Genomic DNA, 22037 nt, shown 5'->3' on the forward strand with positions numbered 1-22037 from the left:
GGCGCGCGACCTGGGGAGACCACTCCGGGACGTCGGCCAGGGCAGGACTCCGGCAGGGGATGAGGCGCGCGAAGGTGGAGGGGTCGATGATCCAGGGGGCAGGGCACGTACCCGGCGGGTGGCCGGGCACGTCAGGATCCGTGCCGGGCGGCGCCGCCACGCACGCGCACCACCCGCAGTCCTCGCGCAGCGGCGGGCCGGTGACGCCGCAGGCTCCGCCCGCGACGCTCCCCGCCCAGCCCGCCGGCTACACCCCGACCCAGCGCGATCTGCCCGTCATCGGCGCCGCCACGCACCCGCCCGGACACGAACCGACTGTGATCGACATGCCCTCCCCCGCACCCGCCCCCGAAGGCCCCTCGCCGCTCTACGTCGTCGGCGACGTGCACGGCTACCTCGACGAACTCCGCGACGAGCTGCGGAAAGCAGGGCTCGTGGACGCCGACGACCAGTGGACCGGCGGCAACGCCCGGCTGTGGTTCCTCGGCGACTTCACCGACCGCGGCCCGGACGGCATCGGCGTCGTCGACCTCGTCATGCGACTCTCCGCGGAGGCCGCCGCCGCGGGCGGCTACTGCAAGGCCCTGCTGGGCAACCACGAACTGCTGCTCATCGGCGCCAAGCGGTTCGGCGACACCCCCGTCGAGTCCGGCGCCGGCACCGCGTCCTTCCAGGCCGCCTGGCTGCTCAACGGCGGCCAGCAGGCCGACATGGAGCGGCTGGAGGACCACCACATCCAGTGGATGTCCCGGCTGCACGCCATGGCCGTCGAGGACGACCACCTGCTGCTGCACTCCGACGCCACCTGCTACCTCGAGTTCGGCGACACCGTGTCCGAGGTCAACGAGGCGGTCACGCAGGCCGTGCAACGCGCCGACGCCGACGAGACGTGGGACCTCTTCCGCCGCTTCACCAAGCGCTTCGCCTTCCGCGACGAGGGCTCCGGCACGGCCGCGGCCCGCGAACTCCTCGACGCCTTCGGCGGCAGCCGCGTCGTGCACGGCCACAGCCCCATCCCGTACCTGACCGGCGACACCGGCGACGACTCCGGCGAGACGCCGCAGGTCACCGGCCCGCACGTGTACGCCGACGGGCTGGCCGTCGCGATGGACGGCGGCGTCACCATGGACGGCAGGCTGCTCGTCACCCGCCTCCCGGTGAACGAGGCGTCCGTGAACGGCCGCCGGTAGCGGTGCCGTAGCGCCCCGCCGCGGCCCTCACGACGGGCCCCGCGGACGAGCCCGCGGCGGTCTCCCGGCCGGGTGCGCGGCACCCACGGGCACAGGGGGCGCGCGTACGGATTCGGTGAACTCCCTGTCACCGGCCGCCATGAGCGCTCTACCATCTACTCCTGCCGTAGCAGCTCTCCTCCGTCGTCCGCGCCGAGAACCGACGCCGCGGAACCACCCGCGACGTCGCCGCGGCGACCCGCGGAACCACGGAGCATCGGGGGGATGCACATGAACAGCGCTCCGCAACTGCTCAGGGAGGACCGCGCCGAATTCGAGCGGCTCCTCGACGAGACGCTGCGCACCGCCGACCGCTACCCCGGCCTGTCCCGGGTCGGTGACCGGCTCGGCCGGGCGCAGCTGCGCAGCATGGCCGTCAGCGCCGCCCTGCCGATAGCCGCGTGCGCCGACGCCGAGTACCGCCGGTTCGTCGCGCTGCGCCGGGAACTGCGCGAGCGCGCCAACGACGCGACGGCCACAGTGGCCGGCCGCGACGGCGCGGGCCTCCTCGCGATCGTCTCCGTCCTCGCCCCGCTGCTGGCCGGCACGGCCGCACTGATCTTCCTCCTGGTGGGCTACGGGCTGCATCTGCTCGACCCGGAGCCGTCCCTCGCCGCCCCGATGCGCAACGCCGGCTGGACGTTCGCCGTCCTGGCCGCCGGAACCGCCCTGCTCGGCATGGGCGGGGTGCTGCTGACCGCGCTGCGCAACGGTCCCAGCGCCGTCGCCGCCCCCGGCAGACCGCGCCGCAGACGCGGCCCCGCGCCCGAGCCCGCCTCCGTGCCCGGAGATCTTGCCCAGGAGGTCGCCGCGGCCCGGTCCGCCTGGCAGACGGCGCTGCGGGACCGCGGCATCGTGCCGTTCCTGCGCGAGGCGCTGGCCGACCCGGCGGGGGCCGAGAAGTCCCCCGAGGCGCTGGCCCGCGAACTGCCGGAACAGCCCCGCACGCCGCGGCTGGGGTACTCCCACCCCGGCTTCTCCCACCCCGGCTTCTCCAGCCCCGCGACGGGTTCCGGCAGCGACTCGGCGTCCACGCGCCCCCGGTTCTCCAGCCCGGAGTTCGCCGCACCGGACTACGACGGCCCGGCCTACGGCGGCCCCGAGACGCAGCCGGAGTGACGCTCCGGGCGCAACACCACCGGAAGGGTCACCGGACGGCGAAGACCGGCCGCCGTACGCCGTCCGGCGAGGACGAAGCGCGGCGGCGCAGCGCCTACCGCACCGAACCGGGGTCCTTCAGCCCGTCGGTGTCGTGGGTCGCCAGGTACTCCGTGACGCGGTCCTCCCGGATCGCCTCCCACAGCGGCGCGGCCCGCTCACGGTCCAGCAGCACCACGGACTGCCCCTGGCGGGTGCCGAAGCCGTCCACGGGCGCGTTGAGGAACCGCACGTCGGAGGTACGCAGCCCGCGCATGCCCCACGCCAGGTCGTACAGGCCGCTGTTGGACAGGCCGTCGTCCACCCCGACCACGTCGCCGACCGAGTCCAGCAGGCCGCTGATCCGGGAAGGGCTGGACAGCGTCTCGCCGCTGAGCACCCGGCCCATCAGCGCCCGCAGGAAGTTCTGCTGCCGCGCCGTACGGTCCAGGTCGCCGCGCGGCAGGCCCTTGCGTTCGCGGACGTAGGCCAGCGCCTCCTCGCCGTTCATGCGGTGGGTGCCGGCCCGGTGGGCGAGAGCGTCGCCGCGGCCGGGTATGTCGCGCGGCACGGTGATGTCCACACCGCCCACGGCATCGGTCAGCTCACGGAAACCGTTCCAGTCCACGACCGCCAGGTGGTCGACCCGGACACCGGTGAGGTCCTGCACGGTCCGCACGGCGAGGGCCGGACCGCCCCAGGAGTAGGCGGCGTTGAGCTTGGCCTCACCGTGCCCCGGTATCTCCACCCAGGTGTCGCGGGCCAGTGAGACCACCGCCGCGTCCTCGCGGTCCGCCGACAGGTGGAAGAGCATCATCGTGTCGCTGCGCGAGGCCCCGGCCCTCCACGCGGGCGCCTGCGCGTCGTCACCGGTGGTCGGCACCCCGGACCTGGTGTCGAGGCCGACGAGCAGGAACGTCACGCCGTCCCCGGGCGGCGGCTGCTGCCTCTCGGGCACGTCCGGCAGAGCGTCCGGGATGCGTGGGATCGAGTCGGCGGCACTCTCCGCCCGCCACCACCCGTACCCGGCGGGGCCGCCGACCAGCAGCAGCACACCGGCGAGGCACCAGAGCAGCACCCTCCGCGCACGGCGGCGCTTCGGCCCGCCGGACGGCGTCGCCGCACCGCGGTCTCCGCTGCCTCCGCCACCGCTCCCGTCCCGCCCGGGGCGGGCGGCGGGGACGTCCGCGCGCTCTTCGACAGTGCTTTCGGTGTGCGTCATGCGGGCATTCTTCCGCCGCTGACGCCCTTGCGCCGTCGAACAGCGATATCGACCGAAAGGCCCGACCCGTCAGCCCTGTTGCGCGGCCGCGTGCTCCACCGCGTGCCGGAGGTCGGCGACCAGGTCCTCCGGGTCCTCCACACCGACGGACATCCGCACGAAACCCTCCGGCACGGCGTCGCCGCCCCACCGGCCACGCCGCTCCGCGGTGCTGCGCACGCCGCCGAAGCTGGTGGCGTCGTCGACCAGCCGCAGCGCGGCCAGGAAGCGTTCGGCGAAGCCCTTGTCCGGCAGCGTGAACGACACCACGCAGCCGTAGCGGCGCATCTGACGGGCCGCCACCGGGTGCGACGGGTCCTCGGGCAGCCCGGGGTGGCGTACGTCCGTCACCCCGGGCAGCTCGCGCAGCGCCCGCGCGACGGCCAGCGCGCCGGCCGCCTGCTGCCGGGTGCGCAGCTCCAGGGTGGCCAGCGAACGGTGCGCCAGCCACGCCTCCATCGGGCCGGGGACGGCGCCGACTGTCTTGCGCCACAGACGCACCGCGTCGGCGAGGGCGGCGTCCCGGCAGGCGACGTAGCCGAGCAGCAGGTCGCCGTGGCCGGTGAGCGCCTTGGTGCCGGAGGCGACGGAGAAGTCCGCGCCGAGTTCCAGCGGGCGCTGCCCCAGCGGGGTGGCGAGGGTGTTGTCGACGGCCACCAGCGCGCCGCGTGCGTGGGCCTCGTCCGTCAGGGCCCGGACGTCGCACACGTCCAGCCCCGGGTTCGACGGCGACTCGATCCACAGCAGCCGGGCGCCGTCGAGGAGTTCGCGCTGCGCGTCACCGCCGGTCGGCGCCGTGCGCACCTCGACGCCCAGCGACTCCAGGCGTTCCCGGGTCGGCACCAGCAGGTTGTACCCGTCGGACGGCAGCACCACCGCCTCGCCGGGCCGCACCTGGGAGAACAGCACGGCGGAGATCGCGGCCATGCCGGAGGCGAAGGCGAGCGCGTGCACCTGCTCGCCGGGGACCCCGGCAGGCGCCTCCAGTGCACCGACGGCGCGCTCCAGCGCCGTCCAGGTCGGGTTGGCGTCCCGGCCGTAGGCGTACGGGGCGTCGTGCGGGTCGCCGGGCAGGTGGTAGTGCGCGGCGAACACCGGCCCGGGCAGCGGCGGCGCGTACGGCTCCTCCGGCGGCAGCCCCGCCCGCACCACCCGGGTCGCGTCGCGGTCGTCCCTGCTCATCTCGCTGCGCCTGCCTCTCACTCCGGTCACTCGGGTCACTCGGGTCACTCCTGCCAGGCCCGTTCGCCGCGGCCTCCGCAGGTCCGCCGGTGTCACCGGTCCCGCGGGTCACGCCAGGGCGGCGCGCGCCACCTGCCCGCAGCGGGCACCGTACCCGCCGCCGAAGAGCACCGCGTGCACGAGGAGGTGCTGCAGCTGATGCAGCCCCGTCCGCGCGGCGCGGCCGGGAACGGGCCGCACCTCCTCGTACGCGGCGAGCACGCGGTCCAGGTGCGGGCAGCCGAACAGCTCCAGCATCGCCAGGTCGGTCTCCGGATGGCCGCCCTGCGCGGCGGGGTCGATGAGCGAGGCCCGGCCGGTCGCGGACCAGTGCACGTTGCCGGACCACAGGTCGCCGTGGATCACGGCCGGCCGCTGCGGGGGCCCGGCCACCTCGTCGATGCGGGCGCACAGCCCCTCCACGGCCCGTACGTCGCCGTCGGCCATCGCGCCGGCGTCGGCGGCCCGCCGCAGGAAGGGGAGCAGCCGGTACGCGGCGTGGAAGGCGGGCCAGTCGCCCGGATCGGCCAGGCGTGCGTCGGGCGAGGGCAGCGGCAGCGGCCCGAGGAAGGCGGGCCGGCCGGGCGTGCCCCATGCCTCGGCCGGGCTGTCGTGCAGCGCGGCCAGATCGCGGCCCAGCCGCTCCGCCGCCCCGGGCGACGGCCGGCCGGGCTCGATCCAGTCGAGCACCAGCACGTCCCGCGCCGCCGCCACCACCGCGGGCACCGCGACCACGCCCGTTCCGGCAAGCAGCGCCAGGCCGTCCGCCTCGGCGCGGAAGAAGCCCTCCGGAGCGTCGGCGAGGGTCTTGGCGAAGAGCGTCCGGCCGTCGGCGTCGAGCCGGTAGGCGGCGCAGACGTCGCCGCCGCCCACCGGCCGCGCCTCCCCGACCGGCACGCCGGACACCTCGCGCACCCGGTCGGCGATCACGGCCCGCCGCCCCCCGCAGGGTCGCTCCCGGTCCGGCCCTCCCGGCCCTCCACCACCGCGGCCACCTCGGCGAGCAGACCGGGCATGGCCGCCTCGACGAGATCCAGGCACTCCCGGAAGCCCTCGTCACCGCCGTGGTACGGGTCGGGGACGTCCAGCTCACCGTGCTCGGCCGACACCGGGTCGTACGACCTCAGCAGCCGGACCTTCCCGGCTTCCGCGGCATCCGGCGCGAGCCGACGCAGCTCGCTGCGGTGCCCCTCGTCCAGCGCGATCACCAGGTCGATGTCCTGGAACCAGTCCGGCTCGAACCGGCGCGCGGCGTGCAGCAGCGGGTAGTCGGCCGTCCCCAGCACCGCGGCGGTACGGGGGTCTGCGGGGTCGCCGACGTGCCAGCCGCCGGTGCCGGCGCTGTCCGTGCGGACCCGGTCGTCCAGCCCCGCATCCTCCAGCCGGGCCCGGAACACCGCCTCGGCCATGGGGGAGCGGCAGATGTTGCCCGTGCACACGAAGCACACCCGGTAGCGGCGGTCGGGGTCGTGCACCGGCATCAGTCGTCGTCCGGAAGGATCATGTTCAGGGCCCAGGAGACGATCGAGATGATCAGGCCGCCGAGCAGTGCCGCCCAGAAGCCGTCGACGTGGAAGCTGAGGTCGACCACGTCCGCCAGCCACGACGTCAGCAGGAGCATCAGCGCGTTGATCACCAGGGTGAACAGGCCGAGGGTGAGGATGAGCACCGGCAGCGAGAGCAGCTTCACGACCGGCTTGACCACGAAGTTGACCAGGCCGAAGATCAGGGCGACGAGCACGAGGGTGAGCGCCTGGCGGCCGGTGTCCTCGCCGGTGAGCGTGATGCCGGCGATCAGCCACACGGCGACGAGCAGCGCCGCCGCGTTGGCGACGGTCTTGATGAGGAAGTTCGTCATACGCTGATGGTTCCATCCGAACCGGTGGATCGAACACAGAAGGTGGGGGGCCGGTGTGAAGGCGTTCCGGCTGGAAGAGCTGGAGGCGGAGCGCGCCGCGAACGACGGCGCCTATCTGCAGTTCCTGCGCGAGCGTCACATGTCGGTCGGCCTGTACGCCGTGGACCGGGGCGGGGCGGACCCGCAGCAGCCGCACGCGCAGGACGAGGTGTACTTCGTGGTCAGCGGCCGTGCGGCGCTCACCGTCGGGGACGAGACGACGCCCGTGGCGCGCGGCAGCGTGGTGTACGTGCCGGCCGGCGTGCCGCACCGCTTCCACCACGTCAGCGAGGACCTGCGGGTCATGGTGGTGTTCTCGCCCCCGGAGAGCTGACGCGCGCCCGCCGGAGCCGTAGGGGTCGATTCAGGGTCGCGCCGGGGTCGGTGCCACTCCCGCAGCGCCGCCGCTCGCCTTAGCATCGAGGGCAGACGGTGCGTTCGTCCCGGGCGCACCGCCGTCCTCGAGTCCTTCACGGAGAGTTGTCATGGCTGTCAAGGAAGTGCTCGCCACCTTGCCGTGGTGGGTGAAGTGGGTCGCCATACCGGTGATCGCGCTCGTCGTGTTCGGCGGGCTGATCGCCAGCGTGGTCGGCTTCCTGGTCGGCCTGCTCTTCAAGGTGCTGCTCTTCGCGGCCCTGGTGGGCGGTCTGATCTACCTGGTGCGCCAGTTCACCTCTTCTTCCTCCTCCTCCCGCGACGACTGGTGACCGTCGCGCCGGGCGCCGCCCCGGCGGGCACCGGAGCGCCGGGGACCTCGGCGGTGCCGGGGGCCGTCCCCGGCCGGCGGTCCGCGGAGACCACCAGCGCCGCCAGGAGCGTGGTGACGGGCACGGACGCGACCAGCCCGATGGACCCGATGAGGGTCCGCACGATCTCCTCCGCCACCAACTCCGAACCGGCGACCGTGGCCACGCTGCTCTCCGCGATGGAGAAGAGCAGGAGCAGCGGCAGGGCCGCGCCCGCGTAGGCGAGCACCAGGGTGTTGACCACGGACGCGATGTGGTCGCGTCCGATGCGCATCGCGGCGCCGTACAGCTGCCGCCAACCCGCCGACGGGTCGGCGTCCCTCAGCTCCCACACGGCCGAGGTCTGGGTGACCGTGACGTCGTCCAGTACGCCGAGCGAACCGATGAGCACACCGGCGAGCAGCAGGCCCTGGATCTTGATGTCGGGGTAGAGCCCGTGCACGAGCCCCGTCTGGTCGTCGGTGTTGCCCGTGAGTTCCGCCCAGCCGATGAACAGCGAACCCAGCACGCCGATCAGCAGCAGCGACACCAGCGTGCCGAGCGCCGCGACGGAGGTGCGTGCGGACAGGCCGTGACAGAGGTAGAGCGTGGCCAGCATGATCGCGCTGCCGCCCACCACGGCGACCAGCAGCGGGTTGGAGCCCTGGAGGATCGCCGGGAGGATGAACAGCGTCAGCACGGCGAAGCTCACCCCCAGCCCGACCAGCGCCAGCATCCCGCGCAGCCGTCCCACCAGCACCACCACCACGGCGAAGATCGCGGCGAGCAGCGCCATCGGCAGGTCGCGGTCCACGTCGATCACCGCGTACTGGAGGTCCCGCGGCGCGTTCTCCGCGTAGGCGACGACGACGTCCTGCCCGGCGGACAGGGTGCGGGTGGCGTCCGGGGTGATGACGTGGGGGAAGGTACGTCCGGTGCCGGGGCCGCTGGTGACCTCGACGGTCGCCAGGCGGCACGCCTGGTCGCCGCCGGCGCCGGCGCCGCCCGCGCCGGATTCGGGCTGCTGCCCGATCCCGCCCGACGGGCGGGCGTTGACGTCGGCGCAGTCCACCGTGCGCACGGCCGTGACGCGCGCGTCGTAGGTGGGCCGGTCGAAGCCGACGCCGCTGCGACCGTCCTCCTGCCCGCCCGGTGTCCCGCCGGGCCAGAGCAGCACCAGCCCCGTGACGACGGCGGCGGCGAAGGGGATGAGCACGGAGGCGACGACCTTGCGCAGGTGGCGGGAGACGGGCGTCGCCGGGCCATGCGCGTGCCCGTGGCCGCCGTGGCCATGGCCGCCGTGACCGCCGTGACCGCCGTGGCCGTGCCCGCCGTGCCCGCCGTGACCGCCGTGACCGCCGCCGTGGGCGGGCGGGTGGCCGTACTCGGGGCGCCGGCCGTGCTGGTGGGCGTGGCCGGACCGAGGGCCGTCCCCCCACCCGGAGGACGGCGGCTGCGGCTGCTGCGGTGGCGTCGTCACACACCGATCATCGCAAGAAGCCGGGGGCCCTCTGGCCACCCCGCCCGGTGAGCCGTTAGCGTGGAGCCGCTTTGCACATCGCGGGAGCTCCGAGCACGGGGCTGAGAGGGCGCTGAACGGCTGCGTCGACCGCCGAACCTGTTACCGGGTAATGCCGGCGTAGGGAGTAGGTCTCATGACCATGCAGGATGCACGCACGCCCGAAAACCCCTCCGGCGCTGCCGAAGCGCAGCGGAAGCCGGGCTGGCACAAGGGCTACGTCGGGGGATCGCGCCCGGACATCCGGGTCCCGGTCCGCCGGGTGCACCTCACCAACGGCCAGGACGTGACGCTGTACGACACGTCCGGCCCGTACACCGACCCCACCATCGACACCGACGTCCGCCGCGGCCTGCCGCCGCTGCGGGAGAACTGGATCATCTCCCGGGGAGACACCGAGGAGTACGCGGGCCGTGAACTGCGGCCCGAGGACGACGGGATCAAGCACACCTCGCCGCGCGGCGGTCTGAAGAACCTGGACGCGGTCTTCCCCGGCCGTCCGCGCCAGCCCCGGCGGGCACGCGGCGACGTGGCCGTCACGCAGCTCGCGTACGCCCGGCGCGGCGACGTCACCCCGGAGATGGAGTACGTCGCCGTCCGGGAGAACGTCTCCCCCGAGTTCGTGCGCGACGAGATCGCGGCGGGACGCGCCGTCCTCCCGGCCAACGTCAACCACCCGGAGAGCGAGCCGATGATCATCGGCAAGAACTTCCTGGTGAAGGTCAACGCCAACATCGGCAACTCCGCCGTCACCTCCTCCATCGAGGAGGAGGTGGAGAAGATGACCTGGGCGAGCCGCTGGGGCGCCGACACGGTCATGGACCTCTCCACGGGCCGCAACATCCACACCACCCGCGAGTGGGTGCTGCGCAACTCTCCCGTGCCCATCGGCACGGTGCCGCTCTACCAGGCGCTGGAGAAGGTCGACGGCAAGGCCGAGGAGCTGAGCTGGGAGGTCTACAAGGACACCGTCCTGGAGCAGTGCGAGCAGGGCGTCGACTACATGACCGTCCACGCCGGCGTGCTGCTGCGCTACGTGCCGCTCACCGCGCGGCGCAAGACCGGCATCGTCTCGCGCGGCGGCTCCATCATGGCCGCCTGGTGCCTGGCGCACCACCAGGAGAGCTTCCTCTACACCCACTTCGAGGAACTCTGCGACATCCTGCGCACGTACGACGTGACGTTCTCGCTCGGCGACGGCCTCCGGCCGGGATCGATCGCCGACGCCAACGACGAGGCGCAGTTCGCCGAACTGCGCACGCTCGGCGAACTGAACCGGATCGCCAAGGCGCGCGGCGTGCAGACGATGATCGAGGGCCCCGGGCACGTCCCGATGCACAAGATCAAGGAGAACATCGACCTCCAGCAGGAGATCTGCGAGGAGGCGCCCTTCTACACCCTGGGCCCGCTCACCACCGACATCGCCCCGGCGTACGACCACATCACCTCGGGCATCGGCGCCGCGATGATCGGCTGGTGGGGCACGGCGATGCTCTGCTACGTCACGCCGAAGGAGCACCTGGGCCTGCCCGACCGGGACGACGTCAAGACCGGCGTGATCACGTACAAGATCGCGGCGCACGCGGCGGACCTGGCCAAGGGCCACCCGGGCGCGCAGGACTGGGACGACGCGCTGTCCGACGCGCGCTTCGAGTTCCGCTGGGAGGACCAGTTCAACCTGGCCCTCGACCCGGACACCGCCCGGGAGTTCCACGACGCGACCCTCCCGGCCGAACCGGCCAAGACGGCGCACTTCTGCTCAATGTGCGGGCCGAAGTTCTGCTCGATGAGGATCAGCAGAAGCATCACAGAGCAGTTCGGCGCGGGCGAGTCTCTGACCAGCGAAGACGAGATCCGAGACGGGATGCTTGCGAAGTCCCGCGAGTTCGCCGAGTCGGGCAACCGCGTCTACCTTCCGCTGGCCGACTGACCGGGCGCACCGCCGTCCGCCGCCCGCAGCGGTGCGCCGCACCGGGCGGCGGGCGGCGGTGCGTTCCACGGACGGCGGTGCGCTCACGGCGGGCGGTGGCGCTCACGGCGGGGGCTGGTTCCGGTCAGCCGCCGTCCACGCCCGCCGCACCCACCGGGCCTGCCGGTGACGCCGAACGGTGGCGGCGCTGCCACTCCCGCGGCGCGACCCCGTGTGCCGCGCGGAACCGACGGGCGAAGTGGCTGGGGTCGGTGAATCCCCACGCGGCGGCGACGGAGGCGATGGTCCGGGAGCTGCCCGGTGGGACGGCGAGCGCCAGGCTCGCCCCGTCGAGCCGTCGCGCGATGATCCACTGCTCCAGACTGACGCCCGCCTCGTGGCACAGGCGATACAGGTGGCGCACCGAGACGTGGTGCGCGTCGGCGATCCGGCCGGGGCTGAGTTCCCGGTCGGTGAGGTGGGCTCGCGTGTAGTCCAGGACGTCCTCGATGCGGGGCGCGCCCGGGGTCTCCGGGTCCGGCGGCGCGCTCCTGCCGGCGGCCGACGCGATGAGCGCCCGGAGCAGTTCGGCCGTGGCCGCTCCCACGGCCGCCCGCCCGGGGTCGTCCGCGATGCCGCCCGCTTCCCTGGACATCTCGGCGAGGTGGTGCCCGACCAGGTCGTGCAGCGGACTGTCCCGAAGGGCGCCACCGCCGCTGCGTACCGTCTCCGAGGGAAGGCCCAGGGTCTCCCGGTCCACCAGCAGGGCCCGGCCCGCGCCCTCGCCGTGCCAGGTGAGCTCGCTCGGCGCGGCCAGGTCGTCCAGCACGAGAGCGCCGTCGGTGAGTGGCTGCCGTCGCCCGTGCTGCGCGAACCGCCCGGACCCGCGCGTGCTCTGCATCAGCAGCACCCCCGACGTGCCGTCCTCCCGGCGGCGGTGACGGCCCCGGCGCATCCGCAGCCCGCTGGCGACCGTACTGAGCAGGGTGACCGGCCCGAGCCGCCAGTACTCGATCCGGGCGTGTACGGCCGCGCCCTCCGGCACGTCGTGGGTGACCGCGCACGGCGCCCCCACGACCTGCGCCAGGGCACGGTCCACCGCACGGATGCGCCGGTGAGCGGGGATCTGCCGGGTGTCGATGAGCAGCATGTGCGTCACCGCCCTGCTCGACGGGTCGGGTCGGTCAGTGTGGGCCTCTCACGGTGCACTCAGGGCCGCACCGCGGGCCACGCGTCGGGTATGCCCGAAACGTACCGGTCTACTCGTGCTGCGGAGAGGTGCCGACATGACGACCGTCCCGAAACCGACGATGCGGCGCGACCTCGAGCGGATCGAGGAGGTGAACGCCGGTACGCGCACCCCCGTCGTCTTCGTGCACGGGCTGTGGATGCTCGCCGGGAGCTGGGAACCGTGGGCGAGGTACTTCGAGGAGCACGGCTACGCCCCCCTGTCCCTGTCCTGGCCCGACGACCCGGAGTCCGTCGCCGAAGCCCACGAGCACCCCGACGCCTTCGCCGGGAAGGCGGTGGGCCCGGTGGCCGACCACCTCGAGTCCCTGATCGACCGGATCGACCGCAAACCCGTGGTCGTCGGACACTCCTTCGGCGGGCTGCTGACCCAGATCCTCGCCGGCCGCGGGCTCGCGGCCGCCTCCGTGGCGATCGACCCGGCGCCGTTCCGCGGCGTGCTGCCGCTGCCCCTCTCCGCCCTGCGCGGCTCCCGGCCGGTACTGGGCAACCCGGCCAACCGGCGCCGGGCGGTGGCACTGACCTTCGACGAATTCCGCTACGCCTTCGCCAACGCGGTCGACGAGGACGAGGCCCGCACGCTGTACGAGCGGCACGCGGTCGCCGCCTCCGGCATCCCCCTCTTCCAGGCCGCGTCCGCGAACGTCAACCCCCGCACGGAGGTGCGGGCGGACACCCGCAACCCCGACCGCGGGCCGCTCCTGATCGTCTCGGGCGAGAAGGACCACCTGGTGACCTGGTCGATGGCGCACGCCGCCTACCGCAAGCAGCTCAGGAACCCCGGCGTGACCGAGATCGTCGAGATGCCGGGCCGTGGCCACGCCCTGGTCATCGACTCCGGCTGGCGCGAGGTGGCGGACACCGCGCTCCGCTTCGTCCGGCGCTTCGCATGACCCACCCCGCCGCCGTACCCCGCCGCCGTACTCCGCGCGGGACGCAACGAGGCAAGGAGGACCGCAGATGCCGCACGTGACCACGACCGACGGAACCCACATCCACTACAAGGACTGGGGTGCCGGGCGTCCCGTGGTGTTCAGCCACGGCTGGCCCCTGAACGCCGACGTCTGGGACCCCGAACTGCTCGCCGTCGCCGAGCACGGCCACCGCGTCGTCGCGCACGACCGGCGCGGGCACGGCCGGTCGTCGCAGCCCTGGCACGGCAACGACATGGACACCTACGCCGACGACCTCGCCGCCCTCGTCGAGGCCCTGGACCTCACCGACCTCACGCTTGTCGGCCACTCCACGGGAGGCGGCGAGGTCACCCGCTACCTCGGACGGCACGGCACGGCACGGACCCGGTCGCTGGTACTGCTCGGCGCCGTACCGCCGCTGATGCTGCGCACCGACCACAACCCGGAGGGCCAGCCGATCGAGGTGTTCGACGATCTGCGCGCCTCGGTCCGCGCCGACAGGTCCCAGTTCTACCGCGACCTGTCCGGCCCGTTCTACGGTGCGAACCGGTCCGGTGCCACCGTCTCGCAGGGCGTCCGGGACGCCTTCTGGCTGATGAGCATGCAGGTGGGGATCAAGGGCGCGCTCGACTGCATCGCGCAGTTCTCCGAGACCGACTTCGAGGAGGACCTGCTCCGCATCGACGTTCCCACGCTCGTGGCCCACGGCGACGACGACCAGATCGTGCCTCTGCAGGCTTCCGCGCCCAAGTCCGCGGAACGACTGAAGGACGCCACGCTCCGCATCTATCCGGGAGCACCGCACGGGCTGGTCGGCGACTACCGGACGCGGTTCCACCGGGATCTGCTCGACTTCCTCGCCGGGTGAGCCGGGACGGTCTCCCGGCAGGGGAGCGCCCCCGCGCCGACGACCGGGGGCCGCACCGATCGGTGCGGCCCCCGGTCGCGGTGTGCCCCCGTACATCCCCCCGGCGCCCCTGTACGTCCCCCGGGGCGTGCGGCCGAAGCGGTCGGTGAACGACGTTTCGAGACTCCCCCCTCCTGTCTCGAACGCGCCGTTTTTCAACGCGCGAAGAACCGCACCCCAAGGCTAGTTGACTCAGCGTCAGTGTCCAATCACCGTAGTGACACTTGCCTATCGATATATTTATCGTTGCGATACCCACCGTGACGATGCGGAAGGGACCGGGGACGCACAGCCACACCCCGTCCGCTTCCTCGCGCGCCCCGGCGCGCGTTCCGCACGTTCGCACCCCCGCACACGAGTGGAGGACCGATGGACCTGGCGCTGCTGCGCACGTTCCTGGCGGTGCACCGCGCCGGTTCCTTCACCCGCGGCGCGGTACTCCTCGGTCTCTCCCAGCCGGCCGTCACCGGGCAGATCCGCACCCTGGAGGGCCAGATCGGCCGTCCGCTCTTCCACCGGATGGCCCGCGGCGTCACCGCCACCGCCGTCGGCGAGGAGCTCGCCCGCAAGGTCGCCCCACACCTCGACGCCCTGACCGAGATCACCGAAAGGGGCCTCGACGAGGAGAGCGCCGGCCGCACCGTGCACCTCGCCGGCCCGCCCGAGTTCACCGCGCTGCGGGCCGTGCCCGCACTCACCGCCCTGGTCGACCAGGGCCTTTCCCTGCGCGCCGCGTTCGGCAGCACCGAGGAGGTTCTCGAAGGGCTCGCCGCCGGCCACAGCGACCTCGCCCTCACCACCGGCCGCCCCCGCGGCCGCCTCCTGGCCACCACCCCGCTGTGCGACGAGGAGCTGGTCCTGGTCGCCGCGCCCCGCTGGGCCGCCCGGCTCGGCGGCGCGGCCGTGGTGCGCGCAAAGGGACCCGCCGCGCTGGAGGACGTACCGGCGCTGTCGGTCCACGAGAGCATGCCGCTGATGACCCGCTACTGGGCCGCCGTCTTCGACCAGCCGCTGCTCCAGTCCGGCACGGTCATCGCCCCGGACCTGCGCGCCGTGCTCCAGTGCGTGCTGCACGGCGCGGGCATGGCCGTGCTGCCCCGCTACCTGTGCGCCGAGCACCTGGCGAGCGGGGCGCTGGCCGCCCTGCTGGAGCCGCCCGTGCCCCCGCTGCGCACCTACTTCCTCACCGTGCGGGCGGGCACCCTGGCCCTCCCGCACATCGCCCGCACCCACGAGTGGCTGTTGCGCGCGTCCGCCGACTGGTGACCTCCGGCGGCTCCGCCGGGCCAACGGCGCGCACGCCGCGCCCCCGGGCCGGCCGCGCAGCAGGCGGGTTTCAGCCGCCGCACCACGGGCCAGACCTCCTGCATGACCCCCGAACGTCCCGTGGTCAAACGCACCGCCCGCGCCATCCTGCTCGACGGCGACCACATGATCGTCATCAAGCGGACGAAGCCCGGCCTGGCCCCGTACTGGATCACCCCGGGCGGGGGCGTGGAACCCGACGTGGACGAAAGCGTCGTACGGGCCCTGCACCGCGAGGTCGACGAGGAACTCGGCGCCGAGGTGGGCGACGTCGTCCCCGCCTTCGTCGACACCGTCCCGCACACCACGGACGACGGCCGGGAGGGCGTGAAGGTGCAGTTCTTCTTCGCCTGCCGGCTGGAGAGCATGGACCTCTCCCGGCGGCACGGACCCGAGGTCGAGGAACCCTGCGGCGAGTACGAGGTCGTACGTCTCCCCTTCACCCGCGAGGGCATCGCCTCCGTCGACGTCGTCCCGCCGACGCTGCGCGGCTACCTCGACCGCAACCTGGAGGGCGTCCGGGCCCTGCTGGACCCCGGCCTCGACTGAACCACGACCGGGGCCGCCGTGCCCGCCCGTTTCCCCCGACGCCCGACCGGCCGCGACGACCCGGAACCGGTCTCAGCCGAACCAGCCCTGGAACGAGGAGGACTCCTCGTCCGCCGCCCGTTGCTGCGCGTCCTCCAACGCCCGTTCCGCCTCCATGCGCCAGGACTCCGCGTCCTCGCCCGTCGGCACCGCGCCGCGCGCCGCGATCACCGCGGACGCCCCGGCCGCCGCACCCGCCCCGGGCGGCACCCGGGCGGCGCCGTTCTCGCCGTACACGTCACCACCGCCGAACGCGTCACCACCCGGGAACGCGTCACCACCCGGGAACGCGTCACCACCGCCGTACGACCCGGCGCCGTGGGTGGATGCGTGGACCTCACCGTGCCGGTACCGCCACGGCGCGTCGCCTCGCGCGGCGGCCTGCGGCGGCACCCCGGGCAGCGGCGGCACCTGCCGACCCGAAGCACCCGGCACGGCCCGCCACTGCGCGACCGGCGTCTGGTGCTCCGGGTACCTGCGGGCGTGCCGCGGCGCGCCGTACGCGGGTATCCGCTCGAAGCTCTGCGTGGGGGCGTCCTCGGGAACCTGCTCCCTCGACGCGACGGGTTCCAGGGCCGGTTCGGCCGCCGGCACACCCGCCGGTTCCGCGGCCGGTTCCGCCGCCGGCTCGGCGCCCGGCTCCGCGACGGACGGCAGCGCGGGCCGGGGCGGCAGGTCCTCCGGCTGGGCCAGCGGCCGCTGCCCGGGCAGCGGCGGCGGCTCGTGCTCCCGCGGCTCCCACTCGACCGGTCCGCGCTCCCGCGCCTCCCGCGCGCTGCCGAAGAAGTCGCCGCCCTTGCGCTTGTGGTCGTCGGTGCCCCAGTCGCGCCCCGCGCCCTTGGGGACCTTCTGCAGGTGAGGGATGTGCTTCGCACAGTGGATGTACGCCTCGTCCACCCACACCTTCACCCACATCCGCGCCCGGCGGCCCGGCACCGGGTCCTCCGGCAGATCGGGGTGCTCGGTGCGCACCGCCGTGTCCTCGAGGACCTCCGCGCGCCCGTTGACGTGCAGACCGATCCGCGCCCGGAGGAAGTCCATCAGCAGGATGCCCACGTGCGGGTTCTCCTGCAGGTTGCCGAGCGAGGCGTGCACGCCGTTGCCCCGGTACTCGGGGAAGAGCAGAGTGCGTTCGTCCAGCACCCGCAGGAAGCCGGGCGGCCCGGCCCGGAAGGTGTTGTCGCACTCGCCGTGCCGGTCCGCGGTGGCCAGGAAGAACATCTCCTGGCCCTGCACGAACTCCCGCATCCGCTCGTTGAGGTGGTCCAGGACCTGCTGGTCGTAGAACCGGTCCGCGCGCTCCGCCGTGCCCATGCGCTGCTGCAGCGCATGCTCGCCGTCGCTGCCCGGCCGGCGCAGCGGGACGGCCGTCGCCGCACCGTGCTCGTCGGATCTCCCGTCCGCCCCGGCCCCGTGGGCCCTCTCGGCGTCTGCCACCTCAGCTGTCTCCTTCTCCGACTTCCCCTGGACCCGGCCGCCGACCGCCGGCCCCAACCATGTTCCGCGCGTAGAGCGGCGGCGTCACTCCGCCGCGGCGACCAGTTCCTCCAGGGAGTCGTGCCGTATCCGGTGCGCCGGTATCCCGACCCCCCGGAGCGCGTCGACACCGCTGCGGATCAGCCCCGGCGGACCGGAGAGATACCCGGTGTACGCACTCCACGGCCCGTACTGCTGCACCACCTCGGGCAGGTCGCCGGCCAGCAGCGCGGCCCCCGCCGCGTCCGCGTTCACCGACGGGCGCCGGAACGCCGGATCGCCGTCCGAGACCACCGGCCGCACCGACAGCCACCGGTGCCGCTCCTCCATGCGCAGCATGGTCCGCAGGTCGTACAGGTCGTGGTCGTTGCGCGCGCCGTAGAACACCTCGACCGGACGGGCCCGGCCGTGCTCCGCGACGTCCTCGATCAGCGCCTTGATCGGCGCGATGCCCGTACCGCCGCCCAGACAGAGCAGACCGCTGTCCGTCGCGTGGTCGACCGTCATCGAACCGGCAGGCGGACCCAGCCGGACCACGTCGCCCTGCCGCGCCCGGTTGACCAGCGCACTGGAGACCCAGCCGGCGGGCACGCACTTCACGTGGAAGGTGAGCAATCCGTCCGAACGCGGCGCCGACGCGAAGGAGTAGTGCCGCCACACCCGCGGCCACCACGGCGTCTCCACGCTCGTGTACTGCCCGGCCAGAAAGGGATACGGCTGGTCCGGGCGCACGGTGATCACCGCGATGTCCCGGGTCCGCATCTCGTGCGCCACGATCTCCGCGTTCCACCACGCGGGCGCGTGCTTCTCGTCCTCCGCCGCCGCGTCGATCATCGTCTGCGAGATCGCGGTGTACGCCCGCACCCAGGCGGCCTCCGCCTCGTCGCTCCAGGTGGTGCGGCAGTACTGGGTGAGCGCGCCCAACAGGCACTCGCCGACCGCCGGATAGTGCTCCGGCGCGGTGCCGTACTTGCGGTGGCCGCGGCCGAGCCCGGACAGGTACTTGCCCAGGGTCTCCGGCTCGTCGATCAGCCGGGCCGCCGTCAGCAACGCCCGGAACAGGCGGTCGCGCTGCGCGTCCATCGAGGCCGGGAACAGCTCCCGCAGATGCGGATGCTGCACGAACAGCATCGCGTAGAAGTAGGCGGTGGCCGCATCGGCGACCGGCTCGATCTCCGTCATGGTGCGCCGGATCAGCACGGCGTCAGGAGACGCCTCCGGCGCCGCCGGCTCCTGCGCGGGCGGCTGGTCATGGACGCCGAACGGGTCGTGGGCCGCGGGGTTCCGGGCCTCCGGCGGACGTCCCGCCGGCTCGTGCGACGGCGCACCCGCGGGCCCGCCGGACATCCGGTCCCCGGGCCCGAACCCCTGGTACGGACCCTCCGGCTCGACACGCTGGTGCTCCTCGCCGCCCGGACCGTGCTGCCGCACCGGCCCCGGCCGCCCGGGATGCAGGGGAGAGCCGTACGGAGAGGGCCCTCCGTAAGCGCCGGCCGCGCCCGGATTCCCGTACGGCGCCGCCGCACCCGGACCGGGCCCGCCCGGCTCCGGGGCCTCCGCACGCGGCGGGGGCACAGCGCCCTCGCCACCGGGATACGGGGATCCGCCCGGGGTGGAGGCACGTCGCTCGGCACCCGACCCCACCGGACGTATCGGTGTCACCGGCCGGCTGGGCGTCCCGCCCGCTTCCGGCTCACGCTCCTGCCCGTCGCCCTCCGGCGCGGATGCGGCACCCTTACGGGCCGGGGCGAACCAGCTCCAGTCGCCGCCGCCACCGCTGTCACCCGCAGAAGTGCCGTCACCGGCCGACGTGGTGGTCATGATCTGCCTCGCCTCGAACGTCTTCCTTCGGTCCACGCACACCCGGAGCCGGAAAGTGCCTGCATTTGAGACCCCCTGAGGCATCGGCCGTGGAACACCAACCCGGCGATGCGGAGTCGACCATACCGTTATGGCATCGATCCACAAGCCCCGCTCACCGTTCCGCCCAATTCCTGGATTCTGCCCATCATGGGGAATTGGTGACGGTACTGTACGACCTCGTACGTCTCGCGCGGATCGCCCTCCTCGCCCTGCGGGGACACGGCACCCCACAGCCCGGAACACCCCTTCACACACCCGCCCGCGAGCCGGACCGGGAAGTCGGCAGGAACCACCGGATACCGCACCGAGCCGTCCGAACAGCGCTGGTGGACACGGAATTCGAGGGAAATTCCCCACGGCCCCCGATTCCACACCCGTTCACCCCCTGACGCACCGTTCACCTCTGCTCACCCGTCACACCCGGTCCTTCCGCGACACGGACAACACCGCGCATGCAGGTGCCACGGTTTCAGCATCTCCACAACCTGGTCGGGTGCAGTGAGACACAGATCACCTTCCCGGGTCCCGCCGGTCACTCGGCCCCTCGGTCCTCGGTCCCTCGGTCCGCCCGTACTCGCGGGCGAGTAGGCGCGGATACTCCACCGGGCAGACGCGCACCCCCTCCCACGCCGGGGACCGTGCACACATGGCCTCCACACCCGCCTCCCCCGGAGCGCGAGCCGCCCTCCCGCGCCCGCTGCGCCGCGCCCTGCTCGTCGTCCACGTCGCCGCCTCCGCCGCCTGGCTCGGTCTCACGCTCTGCCTCCTGACCCTCGCCCTCACCGCAGCCGCCACCGCGTCCCCGGCCACGGACGAGGTCGCCTACCGGGCGATGGACGTCTTCGGGGACCTGCTCGTCGCCCCGCTCGCCCTCCTCACCTTCACCACCGGGCTCGTCCTCTCCCTCGGCACCCACTGGGGCCTGGCGCGGTACCGCTGGGTGTGGACGAAGTTCTGGCTCACCCTCGTCGCCGGCACCGCCTCACTCCTCGCCCTCCGCCCCGCCCTCGACCGTGCGGCCGCCGCCGTGACGGCCGGCGACAGGGTCGACGCGTACGCAGTGCTCTTCCCGCCGAGCGTCTCCCTCGCCCTCTACCTCTTCATGACCGCCGTCTCCGTGCTCAAGCCCTGGGGCCGCACCCGCCGCGGCCGCCGCCCCGGCACGCAAGACCACCGTCGCGGCGAGCCGTACGGAAGCCCGCAGGAAAGAAAGACCAGGCCAGAGCGGAAAAGACCTGGCCACCCCGACGCCCCGTCAGGCACGCTGGGCACGTGACGACTTCCTCACCCACCGCGTCCACCGAGCTGCTGCGGCCCCACGTCCGCCGGCTCACCCTCGACGACCTCGCCGCCTGCGGTGACCTCGCCGAATCCCGCGGCTGGGGACGGGAAGCCCACAAGTGGCGCCTGCTCCTCACCGCGGGCCGCGGCTACGGCATCGACGCACCCCACCGGCCCGGGGCCCTCGCAGGTGCCTTCGTCCTCACCCCTTACCCCGCACTCCCCGGCGGGCGCGCCTACACCTGCGTCAGCATGGTCCTCGTCGCCGAACGCTTCGCCCGCCGCGGGCTCGGCCGCCACCTCATGCGCCACGCACTCTCCGAGTCCGGCGACCGCGCAGCGTTCCTTTCCGCCACCCCCAACGGCCGCCCGCTCTACGAGGAACTCGGCTTCAGACCGGTCGGCACCTCCTGCATGCTGCGCGGCCCGTTCACCCCCGTCGACGGCGACGACGTCCGGCCCGCCGCCGTACGGCCCGCGCGGGCCGCGGACCTGGCCGCCGTACGCGCCCTGGACGCCCGCGCGTTCGGCGCCGACCGCACCGAACTCCTCGCCCGCCTCCCGGCCTTCGCCGACCGCTTCGTCGTCGCGCACGACCCCGACGACCCCCACGGCACCCTTTCGGGCTTCGCCGCCTCCTGGCCCAACGACGGCACCACCGTCCTCGGCCCGGTCGTCGCCCACGACACCGCCACCGCCCAGAAGCTGATCACCGACCTCGCCCTCCACGCACCGGGCCCCGTCCGCTTCGACCTCGGCGGACATCACCCCGAACTCGGCGACTGGCTCCGTGCTCGCGGCCTGACCGGCGACTTCAGCTGCACCCTGATGGTCCGCACCGCCCCCGACATCCCCGGTGACCCCGCCCTCCGCTTCGCTCCCTACTCGGTCGCCCTCGGCTGACCGCAACCCGCAACCCGCCAGCCGCCAGCCGCCAGCCGCCCGAACAACGTGCCTAAGCTGCCGGGATGACCTCAGCATCCGTCGACTTCACCATGCGGCGCGCCACCCGCGACGACCTCGGGGCCCTCGTCGCCATGCTCGCCGACGACGCCCTCGGCGCCCGGCGCGAGAGCCCCGACGACCTCACGCCGTACGAGACGGCCTTCACCCACATCGCCGACGACCCCCACCAGCACCTGATGGTCGCCGAGCACGAGGGCCGAATCATCGGCACCCTGCAGCTCACCCTCATCCCCGGCCTCTCCCGCAAGGGCTCCACCCGCGCCCTGATCGAGGCCGTGCGCGTCCACAGCTCGGCCCGCGGCACGGGACTGGGCACCCGCCTCATCGAGTGGGCGATCGAGGAGTCCCGCCGCCAGGACTGCGCCCTGGTCCAGCTCACCTCCGACGCCACCCGCACCGACGCGCACCGCTTCTACGAGCGCCTCGGCTTCGAGGCCTCCCACGTGGGCTTCAAGTTGTCGCTCCACAGCGCGAGTTGACACAGAAGCGGATCAGTCGCAAGAACGCTCGTATGTCGCTCGTGTCTTCATACGTTCGCAGTCGTTACTCCATTCGAGGGCTCGCCGTGAGGGCGAGCCCCTGACATGGGCG

The 22037-nt window shown here is 73.5% G+C and carries 21 protein-coding genes; 12 read left to right on the forward strand and 9 right to left on the reverse strand.

Annotation, left to right across the window (positions count from 1 at the left end):
* Window positions 1-86 precede the first annotated feature (86 nt).
* Both RM572_RS09035 and RM572_RS09040 read left to right on the forward strand, forming a co-directional pair.
* Window positions 87-1190: a metallophosphoesterase gene (locus RM572_RS09035; RefSeq protein ID WP_311672747.1), complete on the forward strand. Its 1104-nt coding sequence runs from the start codon at window positions 87-89 to the stop codon at window positions 1188-1190.
* Between the two features lie 264 nt (window positions 1191-1454).
* Entirely contained in the window at window positions 1455-2348 is an 894-nt protein-coding gene (locus RM572_RS09040; RefSeq protein WP_311672748.1) for a hypothetical protein, read from the forward strand.
* A 94-nt stretch (window positions 2349-2442) separates the two neighbouring features.
* Here RM572_RS09040 and RM572_RS09045 read toward each other — a convergent pair whose 3' ends face one another.
* The 5 genes from RM572_RS09045 to RM572_RS09065 form a co-directional block, all read right to left on the reverse strand.
* The gene (locus tag RM572_RS09045) at window positions 2443-3588 is read right to left on the reverse strand and encodes an LCP family protein (protein WP_311672749.1); all 1146 of its coding nucleotides are present in this window, start codon (window positions 3586-3588) and stop codon (window positions 2443-2445) included.
* 69 nt (window positions 3589-3657) lie between these two features.
* Window positions 3658-4809, reverse strand: a complete 1152-nt coding sequence (locus RM572_RS09050; RefSeq protein WP_311672750.1) for a cystathionine gamma-lyase — start codon at window positions 4807-4809, stop codon at window positions 3658-3660.
* Window positions 4810-4917: 108 nt separating this feature from the next.
* Entirely contained in the window at window positions 4918-5778 is an 861-nt protein-coding gene (locus RM572_RS09055; RefSeq protein ID WP_311672751.1) for a fructosamine kinase family protein, read from the reverse strand.
* Window positions 5775-6329 carry a low molecular weight protein-tyrosine-phosphatase gene (locus RM572_RS09060; RefSeq protein WP_311672752.1) on the reverse strand — a complete coding sequence of 185 codons (555 nt, stop codon included), beginning with the start codon at window positions 6327-6329 and terminating at the stop codon, window positions 5775-5777. The genes RM572_RS09055 and RM572_RS09060 overlap by 4 nt, the downstream gene beginning before the upstream one ends.
* Complete coding sequence (locus tag RM572_RS09065; RefSeq protein ID WP_027765534.1) at window positions 6329-6706, reverse strand: phage holin family protein; 378 nt, start codon at window positions 6704-6706, stop codon at window positions 6329-6331. Before RM572_RS09065 ends, RM572_RS09060 begins: the two co-directional genes overlap by 1 nt.
* Before the next feature lie 55 nt (window positions 6707-6761).
* On the opposite strand from RM572_RS09065, the gene RM572_RS09070 reads away from it, so the two are divergent.
* Both RM572_RS09070 and RM572_RS09075 read left to right on the forward strand, forming a co-directional pair.
* Entirely contained in the window at window positions 6762-7079 is a 318-nt protein-coding gene (locus RM572_RS09070; protein WP_311672753.1) for a cupin domain-containing protein, read from the forward strand.
* Between the two features lie 151 nt (window positions 7080-7230).
* Entirely contained in the window at window positions 7231-7452 is a 222-nt protein-coding gene (locus RM572_RS09075) for a DUF5326 family protein (protein ID WP_027765532.1), read from the forward strand.
* Here RM572_RS09075 and RM572_RS09080 read toward each other — a convergent pair.
* Window positions 7415-8950, reverse strand: coding sequence for a YibE/F family protein (locus RM572_RS09080; RefSeq protein ID WP_311672754.1), 1536 nt, complete (start codon window positions 8948-8950; stop codon window positions 7415-7417). The genes RM572_RS09075 and RM572_RS09080 overlap by 38 nt on opposite strands.
* Window positions 8951-9125: 175 nt before the next feature.
* Here RM572_RS09080 and thiC point away from each other — a divergent pair, with 175 nt between their 5' ends.
* Complete coding sequence (gene thiC / locus RM572_RS09085) at window positions 9126-10919, forward strand: phosphomethylpyrimidine synthase ThiC (protein ID WP_311672755.1); 1794 nt, start codon at window positions 9126-9128, stop codon at window positions 10917-10919.
* Window positions 10920-11043: 124 nt separating this feature from the next.
* On the opposite strand, the gene RM572_RS09090 is transcribed toward thiC, so the two are convergent.
* Entirely contained in the window at window positions 11044-12048 is a 1005-nt protein-coding gene (locus RM572_RS09090) for a helix-turn-helix domain-containing protein (RefSeq protein ID WP_311672756.1), read from the reverse strand.
* 136 nt (window positions 12049-12184) lie between these two features.
* On the opposite strand from RM572_RS09090, the gene RM572_RS09095 reads away from it, so the two are divergent.
* The 4 genes from RM572_RS09095 (at window position 12185) to RM572_RS09110 (ending at window position 15821) form a co-directional block, all read left to right on the forward strand.
* Window positions 12185-13039, forward strand: coding sequence for an alpha/beta hydrolase (locus RM572_RS09095; RefSeq protein WP_311672757.1), 855 nt, complete (start codon window positions 12185-12187; stop codon window positions 13037-13039).
* A gap of 67 nt (window positions 13040-13106) precedes the next feature.
* Window positions 13107-13928, forward strand: a complete 822-nt coding sequence (locus RM572_RS09100; protein WP_311672758.1) for an alpha/beta fold hydrolase — start codon at window positions 13107-13109, stop codon at window positions 13926-13928.
* A gap of 408 nt (window positions 13929-14336) precedes the next feature.
* Window positions 14337-15233 (forward strand): LysR family transcriptional regulator, encoded by an 897-nt coding sequence (locus tag RM572_RS09105; protein ID WP_311672759.1) that lies wholly within the window; start codon window positions 14337-14339, stop codon window positions 15231-15233.
* A gap of 102 nt (window positions 15234-15335) precedes the next feature.
* The gene (locus tag RM572_RS09110; RefSeq protein ID WP_311672760.1) at window positions 15336-15821 is read left to right on the forward strand and encodes an NUDIX hydrolase; all 486 of its coding nucleotides are present in this window, start codon (window positions 15336-15338) and stop codon (window positions 15819-15821) included.
* A 72-nt stretch (window positions 15822-15893) separates the two neighbouring features.
* Here the strand turns inward: RM572_RS09110 and RM572_RS29745 are convergent, their stop codons facing one another.
* Window positions 15894-17297, reverse strand: a complete 1404-nt coding sequence (locus RM572_RS29745; RefSeq protein WP_394813560.1) for a pyridoxamine 5'-phosphate oxidase family protein — start codon at window positions 17295-17297, stop codon at window positions 15894-15896.
* 84 nt (window positions 17298-17381) lie between these two features.
* Window positions 17382-19157 (reverse strand): globin domain-containing protein, encoded by a 1776-nt coding sequence (locus tag RM572_RS09120; protein ID WP_311672761.1) that lies wholly within the window; start codon window positions 19155-19157, stop codon window positions 17382-17384.
* Window positions 19158-19845: 688 nt separating this feature from the next.
* On the opposite strand from RM572_RS09120, the gene RM572_RS09125 reads away from it, so the two are divergent.
* The 3 genes from RM572_RS09125 (at window position 19846) to RM572_RS09135 (ending at window position 21925) form a co-directional block, all read left to right on the forward strand.
* Entirely contained in the window at window positions 19846-20475 is a 630-nt protein-coding gene (locus RM572_RS09125) for a DUF2269 domain-containing protein (RefSeq protein ID WP_311672762.1), read from the forward strand.
* Window positions 20472-21383, forward strand: a complete 912-nt coding sequence (locus RM572_RS09130) for a GNAT family N-acetyltransferase (RefSeq protein WP_311672763.1) — start codon at window positions 20472-20474, stop codon at window positions 21381-21383. The genes RM572_RS09125 and RM572_RS09130 overlap by 4 nt, the downstream gene beginning before the upstream one ends.
* Before the next feature lie 65 nt (window positions 21384-21448).
* Entirely contained in the window at window positions 21449-21925 is a 477-nt protein-coding gene (locus tag RM572_RS09135; RefSeq protein WP_311672764.1) for a GNAT family N-acetyltransferase, read from the forward strand.
* Window positions 21926-22037 lie beyond the last annotated feature (112 nt).

The sequence above is a fragment of the Streptomyces hazeniae genome, from assembly GCF_031845485.1.
GTDB classification, from domain to species: Bacteria; Actinomycetota; Actinomycetes; order Streptomycetales; family Streptomycetaceae; genus Streptomyces; species Streptomyces hazeniae.

Coding starts and splice junctions, on each gene's coding strand:
- RM572_RS09035 (WP_311672747.1), top strand. CDS start 87: ATGATCCAGGGGGCAGGGCACGTACCCGGCGGGTGGCCGGGCACGTCA.
- RM572_RS09040 (WP_311672748.1), top strand. CDS start 1,455: ATGCACATGAACAGCGCTCCGCAACTGCTCAGGGAGGACCGCGCCGAA.
- RM572_RS09045 (WP_311672749.1), bottom strand. CDS start 3,588: ATGACGCACACCGAAAGCACTGTCGAAGAGCGCGCGGACGTCCCCGCC.
- RM572_RS09050 (WP_311672750.1), bottom strand. CDS start 4,809: ATGAGCAGGGACGACCGCGACGCGACCCGGGTGGTGCGGGCGGGGCTG.
- RM572_RS09060 (WP_311672752.1), bottom strand. CDS start 6,329: ATGCCGGTGCACGACCCCGACCGCCGCTACCGGGTGTGCTTCGTGTGC.
- RM572_RS09065 (WP_027765534.1), bottom strand. CDS start 6,706: ATGACGAACTTCCTCATCAAGACCGTCGCCAACGCGGCGGCGCTGCTC.
- RM572_RS09075 (WP_027765532.1), top strand. CDS start 7,231: ATGGCTGTCAAGGAAGTGCTCGCCACCTTGCCGTGGTGGGTGAAGTGG.
- thiC (WP_311672755.1), top strand. CDS start 9,126: ATGACCATGCAGGATGCACGCACGCCCGAAAACCCCTCCGGCGCTGCC.
- RM572_RS09090 (WP_311672756.1), bottom strand. CDS start 12,048: ATGCTGCTCATCGACACCCGGCAGATCCCCGCTCACCGGCGCATCCGT.
- RM572_RS09095 (WP_311672757.1), top strand. CDS start 12,185: ATGACGACCGTCCCGAAACCGACGATGCGGCGCGACCTCGAGCGGATC.
- RM572_RS09100 (WP_311672758.1), top strand. CDS start 13,107: ATGCCGCACGTGACCACGACCGACGGAACCCACATCCACTACAAGGAC.
- RM572_RS09105 (WP_311672759.1), top strand. CDS start 14,337: ATGGACCTGGCGCTGCTGCGCACGTTCCTGGCGGTGCACCGCGCCGGT.
- RM572_RS09110 (WP_311672760.1), top strand. CDS start 15,336: ATGACCCCCGAACGTCCCGTGGTCAAACGCACCGCCCGCGCCATCCTG.
- RM572_RS09120 (WP_311672761.1), bottom strand. CDS start 19,157: ATGACCACCACGTCGGCCGGTGACGGCACTTCTGCGGGTGACAGCGGT.
- RM572_RS09125 (WP_311672762.1), top strand. CDS start 19,846: ATGGCCTCCACACCCGCCTCCCCCGGAGCGCGAGCCGCCCTCCCGCGC.
- RM572_RS09135 (WP_311672764.1), top strand. CDS start 21,449: ATGACCTCAGCATCCGTCGACTTCACCATGCGGCGCGCCACCCGCGAC.